Origin of the sequence: Bacteroides salyersiae WAL 10018 = DSM 18765 = JCM 12988, assembly GCF_000381365.1 — a bacterium.
Lineage (GTDB): Bacteria > Bacteroidota > Bacteroidia > Bacteroidales > Bacteroidaceae > Bacteroides > Bacteroides salyersiae.
This window is the reverse complement of record NZ_KB905469.1, coordinates 42927-69231: the sequence shown is the minus strand read 5'-3', so window position 1 is coordinate 69231 and position 26305 is coordinate 42927. Positions and strand designations below refer to the sequence as shown.

Below are 26305 nucleotides of genomic sequence, written 5' to 3'. Positions count from 1 at the left end.
TTTTTGTTGTCTGATAGGAGAATTTAACTAATTACTTAATAATATGAAAGAAATAGATTGGTCTAATTTGTCATTCGGATATATGAAGACAGATTACAACGTGAGAATTAATTTCCGCGATGGCGCATGGGGCGAACTGGAAATAAGCAGCAGCGAAATTCTTAATCTGCATATGGCAGCTACCTGTCTGCACTATGGTCAGGAAGCTTTTGAAGGGCTGAAAGCCTTTCGTGGCAAAGATGGTAAAGTCCGTATTTTCCGTCTTGAAGAAAACGCCGCGCGTTTGCAATCTACCTGCCGGGGAATTCTAATGCCGGAACTTCCTACCGAACGTTTCAAAGAGGCAGTTCTGAAAGCGGTAAAACTGAACGAGCGTTTTATTCCGCCTTATGAGACGGGGGCCTCTCTTTATATCCGTCCGTTACTGATCGGTACCGGAGCACAAGTCGGTGTACGTCCTGCCGACGAATATCTTTTTGTTATTTTCGTCACTCCGGTAGGTCCTTATTTCAAAGGAGGATTTGCCACTACTCCGTATGTCATTACCCGAAAATATGACCGGGCTGCTCCGTTGGGAACAGGAACTTTTAAGGTGGGGGGTAATTATGCTGCCAGTCTGCGTGCCAGCCAGGAGGCTCACAAAGCCGGTTATTCTGCTGAATTCTATTTGGATGCAAAAGAAAAGAAGTATATGGACGAGTGTGGTGCGGCCAATTTCTTCGGTATAAAGAACAATACCTATATCACTCCGTTGTCTACATCCATTCTGCCTTCCATTACCAATAAGAGCTTGATGCAGTTGGCGGAAGATATGGGGCTGAAAGTGGAACGCCGCCCGGTGCCCGAAGAGGAGCTGGCGACATTCGAAGAAGCGGGTGCTTGCGGTACGGCTGCCGTAATCAGTCCGATACAACGTATCGATGATCCGGAAAATGATCATTCTTATGTTATCTCGAAGGATGGCAAGCCGGGCCCGGTTTGTACGAAGTTGTATAATAAGCTGCGTGCTATCCAGTATGGTGATGAGCCGGATACACACAATTGGGTAACTGTAGTGGAATAACTTTTATTAATCATTATTAATCTTATATCTTATGTTGAAACAAAATTCAGAATTACGTGCAGAAGCGCGTGCTGCTCTTACTGATAAATGGGTGATGGCGGCGATTGCTACCTTAATTTACAGTGCAGTGGTTGGTGGATTGTCTGCCATTCCGGTAGTCGGAATATTGATCCTTCTGTTAACGTTGCCGATAGCTTATGGTTATGCCATTGTGATATTGGATGTATTCAGAGGCAGTGATGTGAATATCGGAGGACTGTTTGATGGATTCAGCGACTATGGACGTATCATCGGCACAAAATTGCTTCAAGCCATTTATACAGTGTTGTGGACCTTGTTGCTGGTTATTCCGGGTATTATCAAGTATTATTCGTATGCAATGACCGATTTTATCTTGAAAGATCAACCCGAATTGGCTAATAATGGCGCTATTGAGAAAAGTATGGCCATGATGGAAGGCAACAAGATGAAGCTGTTCTTGCTCGATCTTAGCTTTATCGGCTGGGCCATCCTGTGTCTTTTCACATTGGGTATCGGATACTTCTTTTTGCAGCCTTACATGCAGGCAGCTCATGCTGCTTTCTATGAAGATTTGAAAGCACAGGCAGTAGAAGAAGTCATTGTAGAGGGTACGGTGGAAATCTAAGATAATACTTTTCGACCTGTTTTTGTGTTCTGAGAGAAACTAAAGCAGGTTCTTATATCCTTAATAATGGAGTATGGAGAAATCTGTACTCCATTTATTTTTGCCGTTTCCGCCGAAAGTAAGTAACTTTGCAATCTAATTGCAATTATTATATGGGAAAAGGGAAATTAGAGAAATTTGCCGATATGGCAAGTTATCCGCATGTGTTTGAGTATCCTTATTCGGTGGCGGACAATGTGGCTTTTGATATGAAAGGCAAGTGGCATGAAAAGTTTTTCGGCAATGACCGTCCGATTGTGCTTGAATTGGGCTGTGGTCGGGGAGAGTATACCGTAGGACTGGCACAGATGTTTCCCGATAAAAATTTCATCGGTGTCGATATTAAAGGGGCGCGTATGTGGACCGGAGCCACCGATGCCTTGCGATCGGGAATGAAGAATGTAGCCTTTTTGCGTACAAATATCGAGATTATAGACCGCTTCTTTGCTCCGGAAGAGGTGAGTGAAATTTGGTTGACTTTTTCTGATCCGCAGATGAAGAAAGCGACCAAGCGATTGACCTCCACATACTTCATGGAACGCTATCGCCGCTTCCTTAAGCCGGACGGCATTATTCATCTGAAAACAGACAGCAACTTTATGTTTACTTATACCCGCTACATGATTGAGGAAAACCGTTTCCCGGTAGAATTTATTACGGAGGATCTTTATCATTCCGATCTTGTAGATGATATCTTAGGCATTAAAACTTATTATGAACAACAGTGGCTCGATCGTGGTTTAAGTATAAAGTATATCAAGTTCCGGCTTCCCCAAGCAGGAGAATTGCATGAGCCGGACATTGAAATAGAGCTTGATTCGTATCGTAGCTATAACCGTAGCAAGCGGAGCGGATTGCAAACCAGCAAGTAAAGGGATTTACGATTTGACGATTTACGGTTTTGCGATTGATAAATGATGATCTCTAAGTTATCAATCGTCAAATCATCAATCGCCAAATCATAAATCATCGGTCATCATTTATCAATCGTCAAATTGTAAATCGTCAAATCGTAAATAATTATGGCACTTTATCCAAAGTTAATATTAGATGCATTGGCAACAGTGCGTTATCCCGGTACCGGAAAGAATCTTGTTGAAGCCGGTATGGTGGAGGATGACATCCGTATCGAGGGAATGAAAGTTTCTTTTTCCCTTATTTTTGAGAAACCTACCGATCCGTTTATGAAGTCGGTGGTTAAGGCTGCCGAAACGGCTATCCTTACTCATGTAGGCAAAGAAGTGGAAATCGTAGGTAATATCAGTGTGAAAACAGTTCAGGCGGCGCGTCCGGAAGTCGGGAAGTTATTGCCGCAGGTAAAAAATATTATTGGTATTTCTTCCGGAAAAGGAGGGGTGGGGAAATCTACCGTAGCGGCCAATCTGGCTGTGGCTCTTGCCAAGTTAGGCTATAAAGTGGGATTGCTGGATGCCGATATTTTCGGTCCTTCTATGCCGAAAATGTTTCAGGTGGAAGACGCCCGTCCGTATGCCGAGAAGATAGACGGGCGTGATATGATCATTCCTGTAGAAAAGTATGGGGTGAAACTTCTTTCCATAGGCTTTTTTGTCGACCCGGATCAGGCTACTTTGTGGCGTGGGGGGATGGCCAGTAATGCATTGAAACAGCTTATTGGCGATGCTGCCTGGGGAGAACTGGATTATTTCCTTATCGATTTGCCGCCGGGTACGAGTGATATCCATCTGACTGTGGTACAGACATTGGCCATGACCGGTGCTGTAGTGGTTAGTACTCCGCAGGCGGTTGCTTTGGCAGATGCCCGCAAAGGTATCAATATGTTTACCAATGACAAGGTAAATGTACCGATTTTGGGTTTGGTGGAGAACATGGCTTGGTTTACTCCTGCCGAACTGCCGGATAATAAATATTATATTTTCGGCCGTGAGGGCGCCAAGAAGTTGGCAGAAGAGATGAATGTACCTTTGTTAGGGCAGATACCTATCGTACAGAGTATCTGTGAAAACGGTGATAAGGGTACTCCTGTTGCATTGGATGAAAATACGATGACCGGTCGCGCTTTCCTATCATTGGCGGCTGCTGTAGTCCGGCAGGTAGATCGCAGGAATGTAGAGAAAGCTCCTACTCAGATTGTAGAAATGCACAAGTAATCCCGAAAAGGGAATGAGATGCTTTCCCGTTACTTTTGCGAGTAAGGCAATGCATGGTTTCAATTTATTGAAACGTTCGGTTCCATCAGTATGAAACGGATGGTTTCTATAGTATGAAACGAACCGTTTCGTCTGTATGGAACAATTAGTTTCAACGTATTGAAACTAATGCGGGCGTTATTCAAACCGACACGGGCATTATGACGGTGGTCCGTTAATGGAAGACTTACAATTCCGCCTCTACTGTTTGTATTAGTATACATCCTGTAGAGGCGGAATTTCGTTATTATTTATCAAGTGTTTTCAGTAATTCTTCTTTCATCTTGTCTGTCCCGGGAAATCCGGTTGTTTTGTAGGTAATGTTTCCTTCGCGGTCGACGAGAAGATAGGTAGGCACTCCTCTGATGCTGAATGAATCCATTAGATAACTCCACTGTTCGTCTGTTACCCGAAAGTGCTCACCGTGTATATCCGGTATCATATTTTCCCATGTCCCTTTTGGCGAGGTCTCTCCCGTGAGATACACATAAACGATGTCTTTGTCTTTCAGCTCTTCTTTCATGGGGATCATTGCCTTATTTGCCGTGCGGCACGGACCACACCAGGTTGCCCAAAAATCCACCAGTAATGTATGTCCGCGATATTTGGAAATGATGGAAGCGAACAAATCCTCATTACTGACTTCTCCCGCCTCATTGATGGTGAATCCGGTCTTCTTTTTATTCTGTTCTATTTTAGCTAAAAGTTCGGTATTCTTCTCTTTCACGGTTTCCAGATAGGCCGGATTGTCCAAACCTGCAATCTGTGCCAGTTGTTCCTCGGATGCGGGAGTAAATTCACTGATCCCGTTGAGTACGTTTGCTACTATAGATAAGTCGAAATAAATACCTTTGTCCGTTCCGAGTGCTTTGCCGAATGCTTTTCTGAATGTCTGGCTTGCGGTAAGGCGTGCATATTGGGGGGTATAGAGAGCTTCCGGAGTGTTGAGGTTGGAGAAATCCTTTAATAGATCGTAGAAATTATCCGGGAGTTGCACCGGATTGTTCTTTACATACTCCTTACTTGCTTCACCTTCCAGCTTATAATTAACGATATGTACACGTTGTACAATTTGAGGAACGAACATAAGGAGGGATGCTGCCGATGCATTCACTGCATTGTGAAGCACTGCCTTACAGGCTTTTGTGGCTTTCAAATTTTCTATCTCCCGGAGTTTGCTTTGCTGTTTTTCTAGAATATAGGCCTTTACTTCTTCTGCATTCTTATCTTTTAGTTCTTGAATGAATAGCGGGTAATCAGAATCTATTTCAGTTTGGAAGTTCAGTTTATTGATTTCGGCCGATAATCCGGCTAAGTATCCTCCGTAGTAAACGTTTGCTTCATCGGATTTCTTTTCTCTGTGCAACTTGGATTGGCGGCGACAGATTTCACGTTGGTTGATAAAGATATTTGTTTTTTCTCCGGGAGCTAATAAGAGGCTGATGGCACCGGATCCGGTGTACATGATGGCAGGAGTAGTGGTCAATACCGGTATCTCTTCAGAAAAACTGCCGTCATCTTTTATTTTTATCTTTACTTTCTGATTCAGGTTCAGGGCCCCGGAGAGGTAAATGGTAAAGTCAGAGGATGCTCCTGGGTGATAATTGAGGAAGCAACCTTCTAACAGGGCTTTTCCTTTTTGGATGGCAGGGATGGGGAGGGACGATAACTTCTTGACGCGTACTGTTGCTTCTGCCGGCAACTTTAGTTTGGGAAGTTCACCGTCCAGTCGGATACCCCAGATTTTGAAAGCACCTTCTGTATCGCCTTCCGAGAAATCAATGGAGGTGACCGTTTCGGGCAAGGGTGGGAAGACGAGTTTAAATTCTGCCTGTCCGGATTCCGGCATCCAGAATTCCTGGTCGGGAGCAATGCCTATGCCGTAGCGAAGAGGGTATAATTCTCCGTCATCTCCTTTCAGAAAACTACCGGATGCTATTCTTATCCAGTTTTTGGGGCGGTAGAACGCTTTGATGTGCAATACGGTGGCTGTGTCGCTCAGTGCCACTTTGTCTACTTCGATACTTGTAGAGCTCCAATCGGAAAAGGGAGGCTGTTCAATCATTTTTTCTTGGGCTTGCGTATATGCCACATTTAGTAGAAAGCAGGCAATGAGCGCTAATTGTTTCATGGTATATTCATTTATAGAGTTATATACAAAAATAAGAATTATATAGTTAGAATCTGTGTTTTGTGTATAAAAAAAGAAGAAGTGCGCCATAAAGTAATGGGCCCTTCTTCCTTTTTCAATTAATGTAGTGTAAGAGAGAGTTTTTTACTGGAGTTTGAAGTTGATAGGGAGCGTGTATTGCACGGCTACCGCTTCTCCTTTATTTTTCCCGGGTTCCCAACGTGGCATGCCTGTTACTACGCGTATTGCTTCTGCGTCCAACGAGGGTGACACGCTTTGCGCGATCCTCGGACTGGTAACACGGCCCTCCTTATCGACTATGATCTGTACGACCACGCGTCCTTGCGTTTTACTTTTCTGGGCATCGACCGGGTATTTGATGTTTTTGGCCAGATAGCGCATCAGACCTTCGGTTCCACCGGGGTATTTAGGCATTTCTTCTGCATTCTCGAGAATAGTATCCGATGCATCTGTAGCTGTGTTTTCGTCAGCGGCATACGCTACTACGACAACTTCGTCCAGTTTGCTGTTTTTTATTTCTTCCGCTTCCGGTTCGCTCAGTTTGAAGAGGATGGGAACGGTATAACGGACACGTACTTCTTTTCCTCTTTGAGTGCCGGGAGTCCATTTAGGCATGGTCGATAATACCCGTATGGCCTCTGCATCCACTTCCGGACTGACAGATCGTACAATTGTCGGCGTACTGATCGATCCGTCTTTTTCTACAACAAAACCGGCGATAACCCGTCCTTGGATTCTTTCCTGATGTGCTTTTGCAGGATAACGCAGGTTTTGGCTTATATATTCCATCAGAGCCGTTTGCCCTCCGGGAAAAACAGGCATTTTTTCAACAATGTCGAATACCTCCAAATTTTCCTCCATTTTCTTTCTGGCAGCTGCACTTAGAAGCACTATCTTCAGATTGAGACGGTCTTGGTTTTTGATATTCATAGAAGCAGAAATGTCTTTATTGTCAATGGTAATCGTGGTGATGCCCTCTATTGCAGTGAAAGAAAAATTACCATTGGCGTCTGTTTTTGTATTCGGAATATTTATTTTCTGAAAAGTCCCGTCATTCAGAATTTCTGCTCCTAATGTGGCGTTAGCCAGTCCTTTTCCAGTGTCGTCAACTACTACTCCTTTGTATTCCACTTTCTTTTCCTGGAGGGGAGTTGTTGTCGGAGTTGTCGGTTCGGAGGTTTCTGCGGCAACAGGTTGTAGCGTTTCGCCTGTTTGCCCTGTTTTCTCTTCAACAGCCTGTATCACATCTTTGGCAAAATCCTTTGTTGTCCGGGCCACTGCCTCGATGTTACTGATTATCATCAGCAGGGCAGCCAGTGGAAGAAACATCAGATATTTGGTTCTTCCTATCTCTTTCGTTCTTTTTTTATTCATCATTGTAATTCGGTTTTTGAGTGGTAAAACATTGAAACTATTATAAAGAGTTGCTGCAGCCTTATGATGAGCCAGTCCCAACAAGTGATACTGGTATGTTTTATGATCATATCCTGTTTGTAATACATGCTGGTCGGCCATGTATTCCAGATTGTTTCGTATTTCGCGTTTCATGAGCCAGGCAAAAGGATTGAACCAACAAGCGATGCACATCCATTCTCCGAATACTACGTCCGCCGAGTGTATTTGCCGGGCATGGGTAAGTTCGTGTACCAGTACTTCGGCCAATTCTTCTTCCGTATGTGATTCCGGATGAATGAAGATCCAATGGAAAAAGGAGAATGGACCGCTTGCTTTATTCAGGGCATATATACGTACACCTTGTATTTGCATTGCTTTACATCGTATCCTTAAACGGATGATACTGATTAGCTGTACTATGAAACGAATGGAGAAGAGGATTACTCCACACAGATAAATCACCTTTAGCGATGTGAGCGTTATGTCTTGCCAATTGATACCGGCGGTTATCGTCACTTCATCAAATACAATTTCCGGAAGCAGTGTCGTGGCATAAAGGTCGGCCATTGCTACCATAGGCTCGTGTGCTTTCACCCATTCTTGCAGATTGAGCATCGGGTAGAGGAGTGAAACCCCGAAAAAGCAGAGTAGTGCCGTCCGCCGCCAATGAAAAAAGGTATCCTTGTACAAGAACAACCGGTAAAAGGCGTAGAATAGTGCAATGCCTACGTTGATTTTCAGAAAATATGCAAGTTCCGGAGTCATGATTTTACTGTTTATTCGTTATTCTTCTTTACCTTTTTCAATCATGTCGATGATCTCTTTCAAGTCGCTGGTCGAGATTTTCTGGTCTTTGGCAAAAAAGGAAACCATCTCTTTATAGGAATTCTCAAAGTAATTCCGTACTACTCCGCTCATAAAACTTCGTTTGTATTCGCTTTCCCGTATGGCGGGAGTGTATTGATAGGTATTGCCTACGCGCCGAGCCGTTACATACCCTTTTCGCTCAAGGTTTTTTACTATCGATGCAATGGTAGTATAAGGAGGAGCAGGTGGTTCGAATTTGGCCACTATCTCTTTTACAAAACAGTTTTCCAGTTCCCAGATGTAAATCATCACTTCTTCTTCTTGTATAGTTAGCTTTTCCATGGAGTTTGTTTAATTACGATTATGATGCAAATCTACGAAAGTTTCGTAATTAAACAATAGTCAATGGGTTAAATAATGCAAATAGGGGAGAAGTATATGTCCGGACGAAAGTTTGTTTTTGTGTAATGTTTCCTTTTTCAGTTAGATAAAGAGTTGTCTTTCTGCTTATTGGTCTCCCTGTATTCCTTTGGAGTCTGGTTGTAGCGTTTGGCAAATGCTCTATAAAAGTGAGAGCGGTTTGTGAAAGCCGTTTGATACATAACCTCTTGTATTGTTAAAGTTGTGGTGAGTAATAGTTTGGCTGCATAATTGATTTTTTGTTCTTTTATAAAATCTTTTGGAGGCAGCTGATTCAGGTTTTTGAATTTGCGATACATGTTTCGGCTGCTTGTCTGCATGGCGGCAGCCAATTCTGTGGGACCGAACGATATGTTGTCCATATTATCATTAATTATTTCTGTGGCAGTTTGCAGATACTCCTTGTCTTCTTTGGATAGTAACTGCCCATGACTGAAGTCGAACGCACTGGCAGAACTCGTATAGTATTGCTTCAGATCTTTTTGTCTTTTGATAAGTTGTTTGACTAAGACTCTTAAGTATTCGTTATTGAAAGGTGTGGAGATATAAGCATCTGCTCCTGATTCGATGGCTTTTATCTTTTCATCGGTTGTATTCTGGTCGGATAGAACGATTAATGGAATATGTACTGTGTACTTGTTGTTTTTTATTTGTTCGGTTAGGATAATTCCATTAATGTTAGGTACTGTAATGTCTATAATTATCAGATTTGGGGGTTCCTGTTTCACCATAGATAGTCCTTCCTCGCTATTTGGGGCGGTAAAAATTGTGTATTCATCGGATAGCATATTTTTTAGTGTGTCTGGAATGCCCTTATTGCTGCTAATTATTAAAACTGTAATTTCGGCTTTTGGATATTCACTTTTGAAGTTTGTGCTGATAGGTTCTTTTATGGTTATATTACTTTTAAGCATAGGGTCGGAAGCCTTCTCCAAAAAGGCAGACGGTTTTTCTGTAATGGTTGGTTGCGGTAAGATAATGGCAGCTTGTGGTTGTTGATAAGGCATATCTGATAGTTTGCCAATAGACATTTTCGGTTCGTATTTTTGCTTGGCATAACGAAGTATTCCAATGATAACACTTAATACGAATAACGTATAAATAATGTATGCTGCCATTATCGGATACCATAGGGGAAGAGTCATGATATAAAAACTATGCAGTAACTTTTTATTATGAAAGAAACTGTATGCTGCTTTTGGAGTATAGTTACTGGAAGAGATGTTGATGTATAGTGCTTGATTAAGGTCTGTAAGTGTTTGAGTTCCGTTTTGAAAGATACCGGTAGTTGAACTGCTGGATAAGTTATTCCAACTGTTTACCTGTTTGGCCGGGGAGGCAAATATATCTTTTACAGAGCATAAAAGAAATAGCAATAGTAAAGTTTGGATATATTTTTTCATGAGTATTCTGTTTACTTAAAGTTTAAACCCTCATGAGAATTTACCATGACTTTTATTCTCATGAGGATTTTAACAAGGAGCTTTATAGCTTATTGGTATATTACCTTGCGCACAATATTACCTTTATCGGTTTGGATAGAGATGATATATATGCCGCGTTCCGGCAGGTCAATATTGATATTATTATTTGTGGTATTACCGTTCTGTCTTGTAGAATAAATTGTTTTTCCGGAAATATCAATGACGTCTACCTTTATATAATTTTCTACATTAGGCAGAATATTCAAAGATCCGTTTTGGAATGTTATCTGGAAATCTTTACCTTCAACAATCGGAGATATGCCGGTTATTTCTCCTCCGGTTACGTCATCGAATACATAATCCGGACGTACATCAGCTCCTGTCAAGTTAAATTTTACATTTTCGAACTTCACATTATTGGCATGTCGTACATAAAAGCCATAAGCCGGCAATGCTTTTCCAAACATGTTGGATTCCGGATAGGCATCAATCATTTCCGGAATACTTGCATTGGCATCGTTTATTGTACCGCCACCGGGTAAGGTGATCTCTACATTTTTGATTAATACATTATCGATAATTCCTCCCGGTACACCTACAATTGAACTGGCTACTTTACTGACGCAAGTGGCTTTGATATCTGAAATTACTACGTTTTTCAGTTCACTCATTTTTGCGGAACCTTCACGTTTTCCTAATCGGAGGAAAATAGCCGTATGTACATCTTTCATTTGGATATTTGATATCGTGACACCGTCTAATACTCCTCCATTTACTGATTCCAAGGCTATACCGGAGATAGTTGAAGGTCCTTGGAGAGTTATGCCGCACCAGGCAAGCTTGTCACTTTCATAGTGTTTACGGAAATTGTCTTCACTGGCTTTTTCTATTACACAATCGGTATATGTGATGTTTTTGAATCCGGTTTTTCCTGCAGTTCCTAATTTTATTGCATTGCAATTAGTCCGTATTGTACAATTTTTTACGGTAACATTTTCTACGAAAATTCCTCGGTCGCTTTTCATGCATATGCCGTCATCGTCACAGTCAATATAGCAATCTTCGATTTCTACATTTCTGGAGTCAATGTCCAATCCGTCATTATTCCAATTTGAATGGCTGTAGATTTTTACTCCTTTTATTTTTACTCCGTCACATAGCAGGAAATGAGCTGTCCAAAAAGCAGAGTTTTGTAAGGTTACATTCTCTACAACCACGTCTTTACAATTAACAAAATGAAGTACTTTAGGACGATCGCCTTTGCTATTGCCGAATTGGAAGTCGGGGGCAGTTCCACGTCCGTCAATTAACCCCGGCCCTATTACTTTTACATTTTCAATATTTTTACCGAATACCAAAGCGCTGGTTTCGATAGCACCGGCTTCGGGGAATGCATCACGATAGTCTTGAATAGTACGGCTTCCTAATAATTGTGCACCCTCTTCCAGTTTTAATGTCATGTTGGAACGTAAAAAGATGGGACGGATCGAGTAACGGCCTTTAGGCACGATAACCGTTGCTTTTTTCATAGAACAAGCATCAATAGCCTGTTGCATTAACTCTGTGACATCATCTCGTCCATTATTTGATACCCCACAAGATTCTACTACATTCAGTTCTCCTCCTTTAGGAACCAGGTCGACAAATGGATTATCCGACTCTACTCCTAAATTATATTCGTCAACGGGCTGTTTGGATAATGAAACTGTTTTCAGTACAGGAAGTTGGTATGCTTCATTTCCCAAAGTCCATACCGACTCAAAATCCCAACCATCATAAGTTGATTGTATTGCTAATTCTTCTGCATCTTTATCCTGCCCGTTCTTGCCATTGGCATCAGTGCTTGAGAAAGGAGCGTCATTGATGGTGCATCCTGAAAAAGCGAGGTTGTTGCTTAGTGTTATTTTATCTTGTTTGGCCCAGGCAAAGATACGGCTGGGAGTTGCGTCACGCACAGTGATTGTTTTATTAATGGCAACGCAGTTGGAGATTGTTGCATTCATTTGTTCGATGGAAGCATCCGGTGCGCTGACTGTACCTAATATGCCACCGGTAGATCCACCGCCATCTACTTGAATATTGTTTAAAACATAGCATTTGTCAATGAGAGTTGTACATGCTCCGTAAGAACTTCCCATGATACCGCCAACTCCATCGGCCGTTGCAAAAACATTTCCTTTTACATAACAATTGACGATTGAGATGTTTTGGTTATTATTCCTTCCGACAATAGCACCTACTAAGTTTCCTTTTGATTCTACATTTCCTGCTACATATACCTCTTCTATCCGGGTATGTTTATTACCTTCCACCACAGTAGAAAGTCCGGTAAGGATACCTACATTACTGGTTCCGGTAATTCTTTTGCCGTCTGCAATGATTATTGCTAATCTTTTTATGGTGACGTTACCGCCGACAGCTCCGAAGAAGCCTACATTTTCAGAATCCATACTTATCCAGATATTCTCGATAGCATGTCCATTGCCATCAAAATTTCCAGTAAAAGGTGTGGCAGATGTTCCTATAGGTTGCCAACCGGTTTCTGGGGAATTTGTTTCAATCCATGTCGATAAGTCGATATCAGTCTCTAATTTGTAATGGGCGGCCAAATTATTTCTCATATTATTCAGTTCGTCAGCCGTGCTGATGACAAAAGGATCTTCCATTGTTCCTGTACCGGAAGAAAAATCGATAGCCCATGTATTGAACGATATACCAGTACAGAGAATGAGGGACGTCCCCCAATACCTTAGAGATTCAAACATTTTTATCTTTTTCATAATACTTAAATATATAAAATTAAACAATTATTTTTTGGGGGCTTTCAATAGTTCTTCACCCCATTTCCATGCTTCTTCCCATAATTCCGGATAGTTATAATGTTCTGTTTCCGGTGCCGGTATAAAAGTCTTGGGTGAGGAAATACTATTATATACAACGTATGATGTTGTAGGAGGGCATACCATATCGTTATATCCGAAAGAGAAGAACACTGGCTTATTTAGTATCCGGGCAAAATTGGTAACGTCATAATATGCCATTACCTGCTCTTTCTTTCTAATAATGGGATCGTTTATATGTTTATCTTTAAAATAGTGTGGCCAACCTCCGGCTCTTCCGTGTAGATAGCCGTTCAGATCTGCTAATGCAGGAAAAAAAACGACACAGCCTGTTACCCGGTTGTCCAATGCAGCTGTTATGAGCGATAGTGCACCGCCTTGGCTACCGCCATAAACAATAAGGTCACCATTGAACTCTTGCATAGAGTATATATAGTCGATCATACGGATACAGCCGAGATATACACGTTTATAATACACCATATCTCGATCTTCCCAGTTAAAATTCCAATATTTATCGAGAGAACCGGACCGTAGGTTGTGGTATACGGAAGCCGGCATGGTCACAGGTATTCCATGTATTCCGATATCCAATGTTATGTATCCTTTTTCCGCTTCGGCAATATGTCCTTCATAGGGACGGACACCGGCTCCCGGAAGCCGCAATAGAGCAGGGCATTTTTTCTCGGTTTTAGGTATACAAAGTATTCCGAACATACGGCTGCCACGCTGGAAAGATTGTACGCTTAATTCATATACATCTACTTTGGAGGTACATTTTTCGGGAAGTAGACGTAAACAGGGATTCATTGCTATCTCTTTGTTCCCGGCTTTTGCCTGTTCCCAGAAAAGTTGGAAATCGGCCGGCATTTCAGTTGTTGGCAAGAGAGTGTGCGGTTCATATCCGGCCGTACCTCTGCCTTCATATGTATTTCCCTTTATCGTTACAAAAGCCCGGCAGCGTAAGAAACCGGCCTTTCGTAAAGTTCCTGCATTGATAGTGGTTATTCCGTCTTTTAATAGGAGTTCTTTTTGTTTAAAAGGCTCTAACATATCTTGGGATAACTCATAGCGTATTTTTATTCCTTTCATTGGAATACCGTTCTTGGTTACAGTGACGGTAAACACAGCATCTTTTCCTAATTTATAAAGCCAGTTTTCACTGTTCGGAACCACTGAAACCTGAATCATCTGTTTCATGGGCTGTGCGATACAACCCCATGAATAGCAGATAAAAAGAAATAATATATTTAATTTTTTCATAATTTGTAATTGTTATATTATTCCTTTTTTAATGTTACCTTTGCATTGTTGAGCGTACATCCTTGTTGGGTGAAGTTCTTTACGTCGTTAAGATGGAACATCGGACGTTCGTCTTTATTTGTTGTAGTCATCTTTATATTGTTAAAAGCAATACCATTTACATGGCGTACGTAGAAACCGGAAGCCGGTAAGATCGTTCCGAACATTCTGTTTTCGGGGTATTTATCAATTGCTTCGGGGACTTTTAAATCAATATCTGTTTTTGCTACTTCAGCATCGGTAACTAAAATTACATCGCTGATAACAATGTTTTTGATATCACCACCCGGAACTCCTGTTATTGAACAGGCTATTTTTCCTTCACTACGAGCAATGATGCGGCTTATCATTACATCATTAATGCGACTCATTTGCTTGCTGAAAGTCCTTTTGCGATCACCTAAGCGGACAAATATCGGAGTTTGTACTCCTTGCATCGCTATATCCGAAATAGAAACATTCTCAATGATCCCTCCGTCTACAGATTCTAATGCAATACCTGCTACTACTGTTTTATGTTTAGTTCCAATCCATGGATAATTTTTGTACCATTGGCGAATGTGATCTTCGGATGCTCTGTCTATTGTACAGTTTGAAATTGTGACATTTTTGAATCCGCTATAAGAAGATGTCCCGAATTTGATAGCATTACAGTTTGATTTTAAAACACAATTGGTGACAGTAACATTTTCGCATGGAGTATCTGTGTCGCTTTTCAGGCATAATGCATCATCGTCACAGTCGATGTAGCAATCTGAAACCACTACGTTGCGGCTGTCAATATCAAGACCGTCGTTGTTCCAGTTTGCATGGCTGTAAACTTTTACCCCACGTACAATAACACCGTTGCACTTCTCATAGTCCTGTGTCCAATAAGCCGAATTGCGCAGAGTAACATCTTGCACCCGAACATTATTACAACCGATAAAGTAAATGATTTTGGGACGTCTGGGACCTCCTTTCGAATCGTTTCCGTGTTGGAAATTTTGATGTGCGCCCTGTCCGTTAATAGTACCTGAACCCGTAATAGCGATGTTGGCGACTCCACGTGCAAAAATTAGTGCCGGGCTTTCTTTGCCTTTCAATTCAGGAAATACTTTATGGTAAGAATCCAAATCGATACTACCTAAAAGTTCTGCTCCAAAATGTAAGTGCAGGTTCACATTTGATTTTAAAAAGAGGGTTCTGGTTAAAAAATGCCCGGATGGAATTTCTACGGTTCCCCCTTTGTGGGCTGAGCAATCGTCTATCGCTTTTTGTATGAAAGCTGTGTTGTCAGTAATTCCATCTCCTTTTGCCCCCAGTGTGGTAATGTCAACCGTATATGCAAAAGTTGGTAGTATGTAAAAACAAACAATCAATGTTATTAAAATTCTTCTCATCATAAGCTGATTTTATTTTTATAATATAAGATTAATACTGTCAGGACGACTTTGATGTTTTTAAAATATCAATTCATTCTCTTGTAATATATTCATTAATACCGGTTCCAAAAAGTTGACCATTCGCTGAAAGCCTAAATCATTGGGATGTATTCCATCACCGGTTCCTTCATGGTCATGGCCTATTAAATCTTCCCCTCTGATGAAATAAAGTTTCTTGATGCCATCATGTTGAAGTTGTTCTATTTGTTGTTGGATTGTTTTGTCTTTTATGCGTAAATCGTTTTTTATTTTCAAATTAAAGTTTCCTATATCCATTGCAATGCTTTGCATGACAATAATAGGAGCTTTCGCGTGTTTTGCTCTGATGGTTCTGACCAGATAACCCGTGCGTTCGGCAATCTGTTTTGCAGTTGCATTGGGAACGCAATCTAATATATAGGCATCGGCTTCTATGTCAGCTAAACAGTCGGCCATACTGTTCTCCATACGGGCATTGCCGCTGAATCCCAAGTTGATGAAATTAATACCTGTGCGGCGCGATAATTTTGCTACATAGGTTGTTCCCGCACGTGAAGCTTCTGCACCATGTACAATGCTTGAACCGTAAATCAGAATCTTCTTTTTAAATGGATAATCGATTGCCGATATATTTGCACTTTCTTTTATACCGATTCTTAATGATTTGATTTCACTAAATAAAGGTAGGTACAGCAAACATTCTTTTTCTGTATTATCCATTTCTTGCACAATCACATATTCGCTTCGGGTGTTTTGCGGTGTCGGTTTACCGACACCTGCAAACTCCCATTTTCCATTTCGTTTTATATATAAGTCTAATCCGCTATGGGCAATGTCCGATAAGTTTTGTGAGGGCTTGTCCGGTTTAACTTCCCAGTTAGCTGCAATAATCGGGCTATTCGTCTTGAATCCGATAGCTAATCCACATGAGAGTGTAGAGAGATATTTAACCTTTGGAGACAAATCTTTATACAGAGCCGTATCGATTCGATGATAATATTCCGTGTTAGGCTGTGCTTTACCAACCATCAGTAATTTTTGAGCATCGACATATTTTAATGTTTGTGCTGTGAATTCACCGGAAAGTAGTAAAAGCACAATTCCTAAACAGACTTTTTTATATAAAACTTTATCCATCGGATGGTGATTTATTTATCATTTTGTTAAATGTTAGCATATCATCATTGACCATCTTGAGGCGATGTGGCCACATGGATCGTCCAGCTTTTCTGGACAATTCCGTTTGGTGAGGTAACCGTATACTTTTGGGGAGAACTTAAGTCAGTAAAACCATTTATTACCGGAGTGAGAGAAGCTCCGGTAGATATGGTTAATACTAATCTCAAATGAGTCAGATCGGTTCCTTCGGGTACGAATGCATATACCGATGCATTTTCTGTGTCTATTTCGAAAGACTCAATGATATTAACAGGTTTATCGCTTACAGCATAAAGGGTGATACCGGTTATTGCAGCAGTCTCATAAGCATCGTTAATTTTATAGTCGATTTTAGAGCAAGCTGTCACTGCCACATACAGGGAAGTGAATAATATATATATCAACTTTTTCATAACTTTTTCTTTTTGTTTATTCATTAGCTATTTACCATCCCGGATTCTGGTGTCCTACCAATTTAGGATTACGATTGATCGCATGTTGTGGTATAGGTAACAGATAATTTTTCTGTGTGTCGAAAATCCTTTCAAAATATATAGCACGAGGGTTGTAGAGTGGAGTTGAAACAGAGGTCGGTACTTTTTCTGGCGGCTCTTGATAGGTAATTTCCATTTTATAGAAAGGACCTGTCAGGCTTTTATCCCCAATTTTCCAACGCATGATGTCAAAATATCTTTTATTTTCAAAGGCCAGTTCTACACGTCGTTCATTGCGGATCTGTTTACGCATATCTTCTTGTCCCAATCCGGAAATTTCCGGTTGTCCGGCGCGACGGCGCACTGCATTAATAGCATCATATATTGACTGATCAGGGCCTGATACTTCATTTTTAGCTTCAGCATAAGTCAATAATATTTCGGCATAACGTAGCACTATTAAATTGCCTCCCTCTCCATCCATGTTCATGTACCTGTTCTTGGTACCACAACTGACAGTTTCGTTTTGATGTTTACGGATGAAATAACCGGTTTTGGTGGATTCTACTTTCGAACAGTACATTCCATTGGGTAGATTGTCTGTTATATTTTTCCATTTTCTCCGGTCGTTCTCATCCCATATATAACGGTTGACGCTGAATGAGAGTGTCGAATCTTTCCATACTACTCCATCGTATAAAATGGAGGCATAGAATCGGGCATCCCGATTCTCATATGGATGTGCTGCTTGTTCGGGATTATTCCAGTCGAAAGGTGTTCCGTTTTGCATTTCGAAAGCATCGACCAGCATTTGTGAAGGATTGGAACATCCCCAGCCGTAATCACTGCCGATACCCGGATAACCTGGAGCTGCAATAGTTTGATATCCTTGTTGATGGCGATCAGGGTTTTTGTATTGTACATCAAAAATAACTTCTTCGTTACCTTCGTATTCTTCTAAAAAAAGATTGGCAAAATTCTCTGCTTTCTTACTTAGCTTTTTGGTTGTAGATTTTTCATTAGGATCTCCATCGTTTTCGCGAAACAAACGATACTCTCCTTTCAGTTCACCGGTTATTAATATGTCGGCGGTATTTGCTGCATCTTCATAATATTTAGCGTCAATAACACCGGCTGCATGGAGATAAGCAACGGCTTGGAAACCGATAGCTGCCCCTTTGGTTGCCCTACCATACTCCTCGGCCGGAAGTTCCGAACGTTTAGGCAAACGATTTGCTGCTTCCTTAAGGTCTTCGATAATGAATTCTAAAGTTTCTTTGGACGAACTCCTCGAATAGTAAATATCGTCTACGTCTTTATTCAGTGTCTTTTTTATCAGTGGTACACCACCCCAAAAACGCCAGAGTTCTAAATAATTGATAGCACGTAGGAAATACATATCTCCCATGAAACGTTCTTTTTCGGCTTCAGTCAGGACTTCAGAAACTTTTATTTTTTCCAATCCGAGATTTGTCCTGCGGATGTTTTCATATAAAGCATCCCATCTGCTTTTAAAAGGTTCGGGCAGTGTTGCTGCTGTGAAACTGAATTCCGATAGGGAGATAAATCCTGAGATTCCCATATCGTCTGTCCAAGCGTGATCGAACGAATACCAGTCTCTGATCCCTTTAGTCATACAGTATAAAGGACCATCTAATGTTTTGTTGTAGGTTTCGTTTACGTATAGGCCGGTAGCTGATTTGCTTGACCAAACGGCTTCATCGGTAATAGATGTTCTGGATTCTATGTCCATAAAGTCGGTACATGAACTGAAGAACGCTATTATCCCGGCAGTAATAAATATCATTATTTTTTTCATGATTGCTTTCATTAGAATGTAATATTAACCCCCAAAGAGGTTACAAATTGCTGTGGATATGCATTGTAATTTTGATTTTCTACGTCGAAATCTTTCGGCATATCAGAGTAAATAGTCCACAAGTTGTAAAAGTTTAGGTATACTCTCAGATTATCTACATGGAGTTTCTTTAATAGACGTTGCTCGAAGTTATATCCTATCTCCAGAGATTTTAGTTTTAAATATGCTGTATTTACCACCCAGAAGGAAGAGGACACATAATTCATTCCTTCAATAGTGGATAAACGTGGGTATTTGGCGTTCGGATCGGGATTGTCTGTTGTCCATGAATGAATATGGTCTTTCCGGGGTTTATCATTTTTGAATGGGAAACGTACTCCACGGTCAGAAGCACCGCTTGCGTCTTGTCCGATATAGAAATCGGAATGTCCGGTTCCTTGTAAAAACAGGCTGAAGTCAAAGCCTTTATATTTTGCACTGAATGTATATCCGTACATGATTTCCGGTACACGGGTACGACCGATAATTGTTTCGTCTTCATTGTCAATTTTACCGTCACCGTTGATGTCACGATATTTGATGTCACCAGGGCGGGTTGAAGCGCTTTGGTAAGCCCAATTGTCAATTTCTTCTTGGTTGGCAAACAATCCTTCGGCAATATATCCTCTTAACTGTGATGCGGATTTACCGGTTCTGCGGAAACGTGGAATACTATAAGTACCCATTGACTCGGCGATATCTATTTGCTTATCGCGGGAGAATCCGAATACAAATGAATTGTCTATTGAGAAATCCCGATTGATCTTCGTATGGTTGGAGACGGTGAGGTCTACACCATAACGTTCTTCCTTTCCTGCATTGTATTGCGAAGGCTTAATACCATATTCTGTTGGAAAATCGTCGGTCGGAATGATGATTTTATCTCGTCTTAAATCACGGTATACATCGAATTCTACTCCCAATAACCCGTTCCACATGGAAAGATCAAATCCTATGTTGGCTTTTAAGACGGTTTCCCACGTCAGAAAAGGATTTGCTTCTGCACTTTCGTATAAGCCGGAGACCGTAGATTGGGAGCCTGTTCCCCATACATATCCGTTACCTACCGTATAGGTAGGGCTCCATTGGAATGGGTTTCCTACCGGATTTCCGGATTTACCATAAGAGGCGCGGACTTTCAAATTATCGATAATGTGAATGTCTTTCAAAAATGCCTCTTCTGAAATGCGCCATCCCAATGATACCGAAGGGAAAAATGCAGCACGACGATCAGGAGCATATTGATAGGTACGGTCATAGCGTCCGGCTAACTCGATCAGATATTTTTGTGCATAATCATAATTGACACGGAATACAAAACCGTCTTGAGCTTCGGCTGAAGAGGTACCGGAGTTGTATTGATTATTTTTCGATCCCATATCCAATTCGGGTATTGAGACATCGAATTGTGTCCGTCGAGCACTATAATCTATTTTGCGTCCTCCCCACCGGCGTTCGTAAACAAATAAACCGGAGATATTATGATTGCCAAAGGAATTGGCATAATTCAGATAACCCTGCACTGTATAATAAGCATTTACTTTAGTAGATTGGGATAGATCTGCATCGGATTGTAATTCTGATTTATTATACTTGTTATTGGCGGCATCATATACGTAATATTCATAAGGATGGCCCCAGTTTTTGGAATATGTATCTTTGCGATTCATATTGAACAAGCCTTTTACTGACAATCCTTTGATGAAAGGTAGCTCCTGATTGACCGACAAACTCAAATTCTGATAGTTGTTTTCATTGCGTTTCTCTCCACCACCATATATTGTTTGGTACATACTACCACCGATAGACGATTGAAAGGCAGGTAATCCGTTACTGTATACGTCAGCCTCAGTTGCTTTTGCCCGGTAGATATTTAGCATAGCCGCTTCTGCAGAAGAAGAGTTTGTCCTTTTACGATCATATACAAGGCCTAAATCGGCTGAAACGGTTGTTGTTTTAGTGGGCTTTAGGTCAAGATTGGCACGTACATTGTAACGACGGTAATACTGGTCGTCACTAAACATGCTGCCCTGCTTCATGTATCCCAAAGCTACGTAAGCTTTAATCAGATCATTACCACCCTTAAGTACTATATTGTGTTTTTGGCTGGTAGAAGTATTCATATAGTTTTTCACCCAATTAGTATTGGGATAAGCATCTGTTCCTTGTTCATGTGCAGCAAGTATTTCATCGGTAATTGCATTTGCTTCATCTTTCATGCCATCCATTTCATACGCTTGTTTTTTCAGGCGTAGTCCTTCAGCTGCACTCATAAATTCAGGTGTATTGGTCGGTTTCTGCCAACCGAATTCACCATTATAATTGAAAGAAATCTTTCCTTGTGTGTTACCTCCACGTTTTGTTGTAATTAAGACAACGCCATTAGCTCCTTTTAAACCATAAGGGGCCACTGCCGATGCGTCTTTTAGTAAAGTTACGGATTCAACCTCTTCCATATTGATCATATTGTATTCACTTTCAATACCATCGACCAAAACAAGAGGGTTTTTATTTCCTCGGAGATATAATGTCGAGGCGTCATTACCGGGTTCACCGGTAGCTTGTTGCGTGACTAATCCCGAAACCCGGCCACCCAATGCATTGGAAACATTGGCAACAGGCATAGTTGTCATTTTTTCACTTTTTACTGAAGCTACAGAGCCTGTCATGTTCACTCGTTTCTGTACACCATAACCAACGACTACCACTTCATCAAGTAATTTGTCGTCTTCTTTCATGATGACATTTAATGTATGTTTATTGTTTACAGATATCTCTTGCTTCAGATAACCGACATAAGTGAAGATTAAAGTGGCTTTTTTATTTTCATCGGGTATGTTTAATGAGTACCCCCCATTAAGATCGGTTACTGTGCCGATGGTAGTTCCTTTAACAACAATACTCACTCCTATCAATGGCTCACCGGACAGGTCACTTACTATTCCTGTGAGTTTCTTTGTCCCTTGAGCAAATACAGATGATACAGTTATCAGCATTAATAAGGTTATTAGTGCGGCAATCTGTCTTCTGCTTTTCATGGTGTCAGAAACTTTTGCTTTTACATTTTTAGTCATGTTATTCTTAAAATTAATATAGTTTCTCTTCAAAAGAAGAACTAACAATAAAAGTGTTTTTGACGGATAAATTTTTTGTCTGTTATTACTTAGTCTTTATTGTTAGTTCTTCACTCTTATTTAAAAGATATAGAAGCCTATTCTTTTACAATTTTTACTACAGTTCCTTGGACGTTCAGTAAATATATGCCGGAATTTAAGGTGGCTATACTGATTTCCGAATCAAAACTTGTCATTACCAACTTGCCAACTTGATCGTATATTGAAACTTTGGCATTATCTGCTTTATTTGTTATTGTAATCTTATCTTTTGTTAGAGTTGGATAAACTGATAATTTTTCAGAAGATGACATTGTTATGCCCGTACTGGTTCTTTCCGGTAAGTGAGCTACTTTGGTATCAGGCTGCTTGTCCGCTGCAAAAGCTTTTAGAATGGGTAGTTGATATTTACCGTTTCCCATGGACCAGATAGCTGGATCCCAGAATAAATAGTCGTTGTTGTTGTCTCCAAAATAAATTGTTTCTTGTATGACATCATTTGAAGATTGGTTTAATCCGTTTTTATTGGTTTCCTGTCCGTCTGTAACAGCTGCGTCGTTTACCAGCATATCAGCCCAAGCGTAAGATACTTCATAATTGTACTTACCTGTGTTGTCCGGCTTTTCAAATCCAACTAAACGTCCAATGTGTAAATCCGGAGAATTGGGCGCTTTTACGGATGGGTTCAATGCGATGGAATAAATCACATCGTGGCGGATTGCATTGCCATTGGGAAAACCGCATTCTCCGATAAGACCACCGGCTTTTGACTGAGATTTGTTTGTACCGGCTTCTACTTCACAGGTAGAGTAGGAAGATTCGATTTTGATACCACGGTATCCTTGTCCTACCAAACCGCCGGCTTTACAAAAACCATAAACTTTTCCTGCAGCATAACAATTTAGCAACTCAACGCGCCCTAATGCAGACGTCATAGCTATTATAGAACCGGCGGTTCCTGTGGCTGTACCGGTAACGGCACCATTACCTTCGGCGGTGATATTGCCAATTACAAAGCATTCTGTAATTTTGATAGTTTGTCCGGTGTAGGGAACTTGACCGATTATTCCGCCTACATTATCCAATCCTTTTACTTCTTTGCCATCGGCAATAATAAGCCCTAATTTTTTTACACTAAATATTCCGCTTGATTTAATAAAACCGAATAATCCGACATTCGAAGTTTCGGGACGGTTAATGTAAAATCCGGATATGACATGTCCGTTACCATCAAACGATCCTGTTATACCTTCCGGATCACTTCCAATGGGTAACCAACCGTTTTCTGCTGAGTTGGCAGCGAGGTAACTGGTTAAATCAATGTCATTGTCCAGTCGGAAATTGTTTCCGTCCAAATAATTACGTACTTCATTTAATTGCTCTGCTGTTTGGATAATATACGGGTCGCTTTCTGTTCCCGTACCACCTGCGAACTGGGCATTTACATTTGCTGATAACATTGTGGCAGAAAATGCCAGAATCAAACTTTTGTAGAATACTTTTTTCATAATTTCAACTTTTTCAAGATTAAACATATTGGTTTGTAATAAAATTCTATTGTTGGTATACATCTTTATTTGTGAGGATTAAAGGCTGATCGACAAATTGTTTGAAATCAGATTCTGAAGAGTGTCCCGGATAGGGTAGGTAGTAATGATTAGGTTTGTCGGGTTCCCAAGCGTTACGCCAAAATAAAATCCATCCGAGTTTATATTTGTTTATTATCGGATAAACTACATTGGTGAAATAGGTAGGATCCCATATCGATTCTTCCCCGGTTTCGCCAATTACCGGCAGTTTGCCGGACTGTTCTGCGCATTTTGTTACTATTTTGATATTTCTTTCAAAATCGATTTTGTATTGTTCGACATTTTTTTGTTCCCGTCCTTTCAAGTAATGGTCGAATCCCAGAATATCGACGTACTGATCACCCGGATATCGTTCCAGATAATGTTCTTCACTCTGAACGTTGGAAGAAGAATAAGCATAAAGTAGATGATGTACTTGTTTCGTTTTTTGTAAATAATCGCATGTCATTATCCACAGCTGTTTATATTCTTCGGGAGTAGATTGTTGGCTACTCCACCAAAACCAGTCTCCTGTATGCTCGTGATACATCCGAAAAATAACAGGGATATACGTTCCATTCTCATCTTTCAAATCCAGAAAGAAATTAGCTAAACGCTCCAACCATACCAGATATTCTTTATGTAAACTACCTCCGGGCAGGATAGAGCGTACAACTGTGTCTTGTGCGCAATCCCAAGTAGAATTTCCTGTTGCTATATTATCGGCATGCCAGCTAAAGGAGGAAATACCTCCTCGTGCATGATGTTCTTTTACGTGCTTTTTTATCTGGCTAAAGTATACAGAATCCAAACTATATTCAGAATCTAATTCGATATGTCCCAGTTCGAAACCGAATATGGCGGGATAGTCTCCAATCATGCCTTTGACATCAGAACGATCCTGTTCTCCATACCAGCCATGCCCGTACAACGGATCATCCTGATGTCCCAGCATAATGCCTTTTTCTGCCAGATTAAATAAACGGTTATACAATGCGACAGTCTCATGAGTCGCTTGTGGGTCAGTTGGCATTTTATTCTTCATCGGTGTTTTACACGAGAAGAAACTTATTATAATTATACCTATTAAAAAACTGTTTTTCATGGATTAAAAAATATTAATATTAATTCTGTAATTTGTAATATATTAAGAATTGACAAATGTTGTTTCTTCTATACATGCGAAGTTTTTGTCAACTAAGGTGCGTAGAGTCTGCACGGAAGTTGCTGAACGCAATCCGTCCGGTTTTGTATTTAAGCAATAGTCCAGTAATTGATCTATTGTGGAAACTGCGACATGCATGCGTGTATCAGAAGAGGCGTAATAGATGAAAACAGTTCCGTCTTCATCTGGTATCCAACCATTACAGAACAATACATTGGAAACATCGCCGATTCTTTCCATTCCTATTGGAGCCATAAAATAGCCGGCAGGTTCTGCGATTATTTTTTCGGGATGTTTTAAGTCTGTTAAATACAGGTACAATACATACCTCAATCCTGCGGCACATCCTCTTACGCCATGCGCAAGATGTAACCAACCTTTAGAGGTTTTTATAGGATGAGGACCTTCTCCGTTTTTTAATTCTTTAATGGTATGATAATAACGGAAGTTGATAATTGTTTCTTCTTTTATTTCTGCATGTTCAATATCGTCAATTAATGCCCAGCCGATACCACCTCCGCTACCGGCATCTATAAAACCATCTTGAGGGCGGGTATAAAGTGCATATTTACCGTTCACGAATTCGGGATGTAAGACTACATTTCGTTGCTGGCTTTTCGATTTCAAATCGGGCAGGCGTTCCCATTTCTTTAGATCTTTTGTACGAACAATTCCTGCAGTGGCAATAGCAGCCGATAAATCTCCCTCCGGTGCGTCAGGATCTTTTCGTTCAGAACAGAAAATACCGTATATCCAACCATCTTCATGTGCCGTTAAACGCATATCGTATATATTAATATCGGGATTTTCTGTTTCCGGGATTGCTACCGGATAATCTATAAAACGGAAATTATCTATTCCGTTCGGGCTCTCTGCAATTGCGAAAAAGGATTTTCGGTCATTACCTTCAACCCGAACTACCATAATATATTTACCATCCCATTTTATTGCACCTGCATTGAATGTTCCGTTTATTCCAAATCGCTCCATTAAAAAAGGATTACTTGCAGGGTTGAAATCATATCTCCACATCAAAGGAGTGTGCATGGCAGTTAAAACTGGATATTTATAACGTGTATAAATTCCATTTCCCGGTATGATCGGTTCGTTTTTACGTTTCAACAATGTTTCATGTTCTTGCGTAATTTCCTTTAATCTCTGATCAAAAAGAATATTCATAATTATCTGTTGTTTTAATATTTTAATATTTGCAAATATACGGGTTGATATATATCAAAAAAAGTACTTTGTTATCCAAAACTTATACTTTCTGAACAAAAGATTTTTTGATAAACTCTTTTGCCTTTATCGTATTAGTGTTTTGTAAAATATTGATTTTTAATGCAATAA

Annotated in this window: 17 protein-coding genes and 1 pseudogene; 4 read left to right on the top strand and 14 right to left on the bottom strand. The window is 40.6% G+C overall.

What is annotated here, in order from left to right; genetic code table 11:
• Positions 1–43 precede the first annotated feature (43 nt).
• The 4 genes from HMPREF1532_RS19380 to HMPREF1532_RS19365 all read left to right on the top strand — a co-directional run bounded on the left by HMPREF1532_RS19380 (position 44) and on the right by HMPREF1532_RS19365 (position 3877).
• Positions 44–1063 (top strand): branched-chain amino acid aminotransferase, encoded by a 1020-nt coding sequence (locus tag HMPREF1532_RS19380; protein WP_005934043.1) that lies wholly within the window; start codon positions 44–46, stop codon positions 1061–1063.
• A gap of 31 nt (positions 1064–1094) precedes the next feature.
• On the top strand, positions 1095–1709 hold the full coding sequence (locus HMPREF1532_RS19375; protein WP_005934041.1) for a DUF975 family protein: 615 nt from the start codon (positions 1095–1097) through the stop codon (positions 1707–1709).
• A 152-nt stretch (positions 1710–1861) separates the two neighbouring features.
• Positions 1862–2620, top strand: a complete 759-nt coding sequence (trmB, locus tag HMPREF1532_RS19370) for a tRNA (guanosine(46)-N7)-methyltransferase TrmB (protein ID WP_005934039.1) — start codon at positions 1862–1864, stop codon at positions 2618–2620.
• Between the two features lie 150 nt (positions 2621–2770).
• Complete coding sequence (locus tag HMPREF1532_RS19365; protein WP_005934037.1) at positions 2771–3877, top strand: Mrp/NBP35 family ATP-binding protein; 1107 nt, start codon at positions 2771–2773, stop codon at positions 3875–3877.
• Positions 3878–4163: 286 nt separating this feature from the next.
• On the opposite strand, the gene HMPREF1532_RS19360 is transcribed toward HMPREF1532_RS19365, so the two are convergent.
• The 14 genes and pseudogenes from HMPREF1532_RS19360 to HMPREF1532_RS19295 form a co-directional block, all read right to left on the bottom strand.
• Positions 4164–6047 (bottom strand): TlpA family protein disulfide reductase, encoded by a 1884-nt coding sequence (locus tag HMPREF1532_RS19360; protein ID WP_005934034.1) that lies wholly within the window; start codon positions 6045–6047, stop codon positions 4164–4166.
• A 144-nt stretch (positions 6048–6191) separates the two neighbouring features.
• On the bottom strand, positions 6192–8228 hold the full coding sequence (locus tag HMPREF1532_RS19355; protein WP_005934032.1) for a M56 family metallopeptidase: 2037 nt from the start codon (positions 8226–8228) through the stop codon (positions 6192–6194).
• 18 nt (positions 8229–8246) lie between these two features.
• Complete coding sequence (locus HMPREF1532_RS19350) at positions 8247–8612, bottom strand: BlaI/MecI/CopY family transcriptional regulator (protein WP_005934028.1); 366 nt, start codon at positions 8610–8612, stop codon at positions 8247–8249.
• 137 nt (positions 8613–8749) lie between these two features.
• A pseudogene (locus tag HMPREF1532_RS21875) lies at positions 8750–9535 on the bottom strand (helix-turn-helix domain-containing protein); the annotation flags it as partial.
• A 647-nt stretch (positions 9536–10182) separates the two neighbouring features.
• Positions 10183–12894: a glycosyl hydrolase family 28 protein gene (locus HMPREF1532_RS19340; protein ID WP_244266451.1), complete on the bottom strand. Its 2712-nt coding sequence runs from the start codon at positions 12892–12894 to the stop codon at positions 10183–10185.
• 27 nt (positions 12895–12921) lie between these two features.
• Entirely contained in the window at positions 12922–14217 is a 1296-nt protein-coding gene (locus HMPREF1532_RS19335; protein ID WP_005934019.1) for an acetylxylan esterase, read from the bottom strand.
• A 17-nt stretch (positions 14218–14234) separates the two neighbouring features.
• Positions 14235–15641 (bottom strand): glycoside hydrolase family 28 protein, encoded by a 1407-nt coding sequence (locus HMPREF1532_RS19330; protein WP_005934016.1) that lies wholly within the window; start codon positions 15639–15641, stop codon positions 14235–14237.
• 57 nt (positions 15642–15698) lie between these two features.
• Complete coding sequence (locus HMPREF1532_RS19325) at positions 15699–16796, bottom strand: SGNH/GDSL hydrolase family protein (protein WP_005934013.1); 1098 nt, start codon at positions 16794–16796, stop codon at positions 15699–15701.
• A 44-nt stretch (positions 16797–16840) separates the two neighbouring features.
• Complete coding sequence (locus HMPREF1532_RS19320; RefSeq protein WP_005934010.1) at positions 16841–17230, bottom strand: hypothetical protein; 390 nt, start codon at positions 17228–17230, stop codon at positions 16841–16843.
• Between the two features lie 31 nt (positions 17231–17261).
• Positions 17262–19070, bottom strand: coding sequence for a RagB/SusD family nutrient uptake outer membrane protein (locus HMPREF1532_RS19315; protein WP_227096948.1), 1809 nt, complete (start codon positions 19068–19070; stop codon positions 17262–17264).
• Positions 19071–19081: 11 nt separating this feature from the next.
• On the bottom strand, positions 19082–22147 hold the full coding sequence (locus HMPREF1532_RS19310; RefSeq protein WP_227096949.1) for a SusC/RagA family TonB-linked outer membrane protein: 3066 nt from the start codon (positions 22145–22147) through the stop codon (positions 19082–19084).
• A gap of 173 nt (positions 22148–22320) precedes the next feature.
• The gene (locus tag HMPREF1532_RS19305) at positions 22321–23730 is read right to left on the bottom strand and encodes a T9SS type A sorting domain-containing protein (RefSeq protein ID WP_227096950.1); all 1410 of its coding nucleotides are present in this window, start codon (positions 23728–23730) and stop codon (positions 22321–22323) included.
• Positions 23731–23776: 46 nt separating this feature from the next.
• Positions 23777–24835, bottom strand: coding sequence for a glycoside hydrolase family 26 protein (locus HMPREF1532_RS19300; protein ID WP_244266450.1), 1059 nt, complete (start codon positions 24833–24835; stop codon positions 23777–23779).
• A gap of 102 nt (positions 24836–24937) precedes the next feature.
• The gene (locus tag HMPREF1532_RS19295) at positions 24938–26134 is read right to left on the bottom strand and encodes a glycoside hydrolase family 130 protein (protein WP_005934000.1); all 1197 of its coding nucleotides are present in this window, start codon (positions 26132–26134) and stop codon (positions 24938–24940) included.
• Positions 26135–26305: the final 171 nt, after the last annotated feature.

Bases quoted from the DNA above. Each gene is read 5' to 3' on its own strand.
- HMPREF1532_RS19380 (WP_005934043.1), top strand. From the start codon at position 44: ATGAAAGAAATAGATTGGTCTAATTTGTCATTCGGATATATGAAGACA.
- HMPREF1532_RS19375 (WP_005934041.1), top strand. From the start codon at position 1,095: ATGTTGAAACAAAATTCAGAATTACGTGCAGAAGCGCGTGCTGCTCTT.
- trmB (WP_005934039.1), top strand. From the start codon at position 1,862: ATGGGAAAAGGGAAATTAGAGAAATTTGCCGATATGGCAAGTTATCCG.
- HMPREF1532_RS19365 (WP_005934037.1), top strand. From the start codon at position 2,771: ATGGCACTTTATCCAAAGTTAATATTAGATGCATTGGCAACAGTGCGT.
- HMPREF1532_RS19360 (WP_005934034.1), bottom strand. From the start codon at position 6,047: ATGAAACAATTAGCGCTCATTGCCTGCTTTCTACTAAATGTGGCATAT.
- HMPREF1532_RS19355 (WP_005934032.1), bottom strand. From the start codon at position 8,228: ATGACTCCGGAACTTGCATATTTTCTGAAAATCAACGTAGGCATTGCA.
- HMPREF1532_RS19350 (WP_005934028.1), bottom strand. From the start codon at position 8,612: ATGGAAAAGCTAACTATACAAGAAGAAGAAGTGATGATTTACATCTGG.
- HMPREF1532_RS19340 (WP_244266451.1), bottom strand. From the start codon at position 12,894: ATGAAAAAGATAAAAATGTTTGAATCTCTAAGGTATTGGGGGACGTCC.
- HMPREF1532_RS19335 (WP_005934019.1), bottom strand. From the start codon at position 14,217: ATGAAAAAATTAAATATATTATTTCTTTTTATCTGCTATTCATGGGGT.
- HMPREF1532_RS19330 (WP_005934016.1), bottom strand. From the start codon at position 15,641: ATGATGAGAAGAATTTTAATAACATTGATTGTTTGTTTTTACATACTA.
- HMPREF1532_RS19325 (WP_005934013.1), bottom strand. From the start codon at position 16,796: ATGGATAAAGTTTTATATAAAAAAGTCTGTTTAGGAATTGTGCTTTTA.
- HMPREF1532_RS19320 (WP_005934010.1), bottom strand. From the start codon at position 17,230: ATGAAAAAGTTGATATATATATTATTCACTTCCCTGTATGTGGCAGTG.
- HMPREF1532_RS19315 (WP_227096948.1), bottom strand. From the start codon at position 19,070: ATGAAAAAAATAATGATATTTATTACTGCCGGGATAATAGCGTTCTTC.
- HMPREF1532_RS19310 (WP_227096949.1), bottom strand. From the start codon at position 22,147: ATGAAAAGCAGAAGACAGATTGCCGCACTAATAACCTTATTAATGCTG.
- HMPREF1532_RS19305 (WP_227096950.1), bottom strand. From the start codon at position 23,730: ATGAAAAAAGTATTCTACAAAAGTTTGATTCTGGCATTTTCTGCCACA.
- HMPREF1532_RS19300 (WP_244266450.1), bottom strand. From the start codon at position 24,835: ATGAAGAATAAAATGCCAACTGACCCACAAGCGACTCATGAGACTGTC.
- HMPREF1532_RS19295 (WP_005934000.1), bottom strand. From the start codon at position 26,134: ATGAATATTCTTTTTGATCAGAGATTAAAGGAAATTACGCAAGAACAT.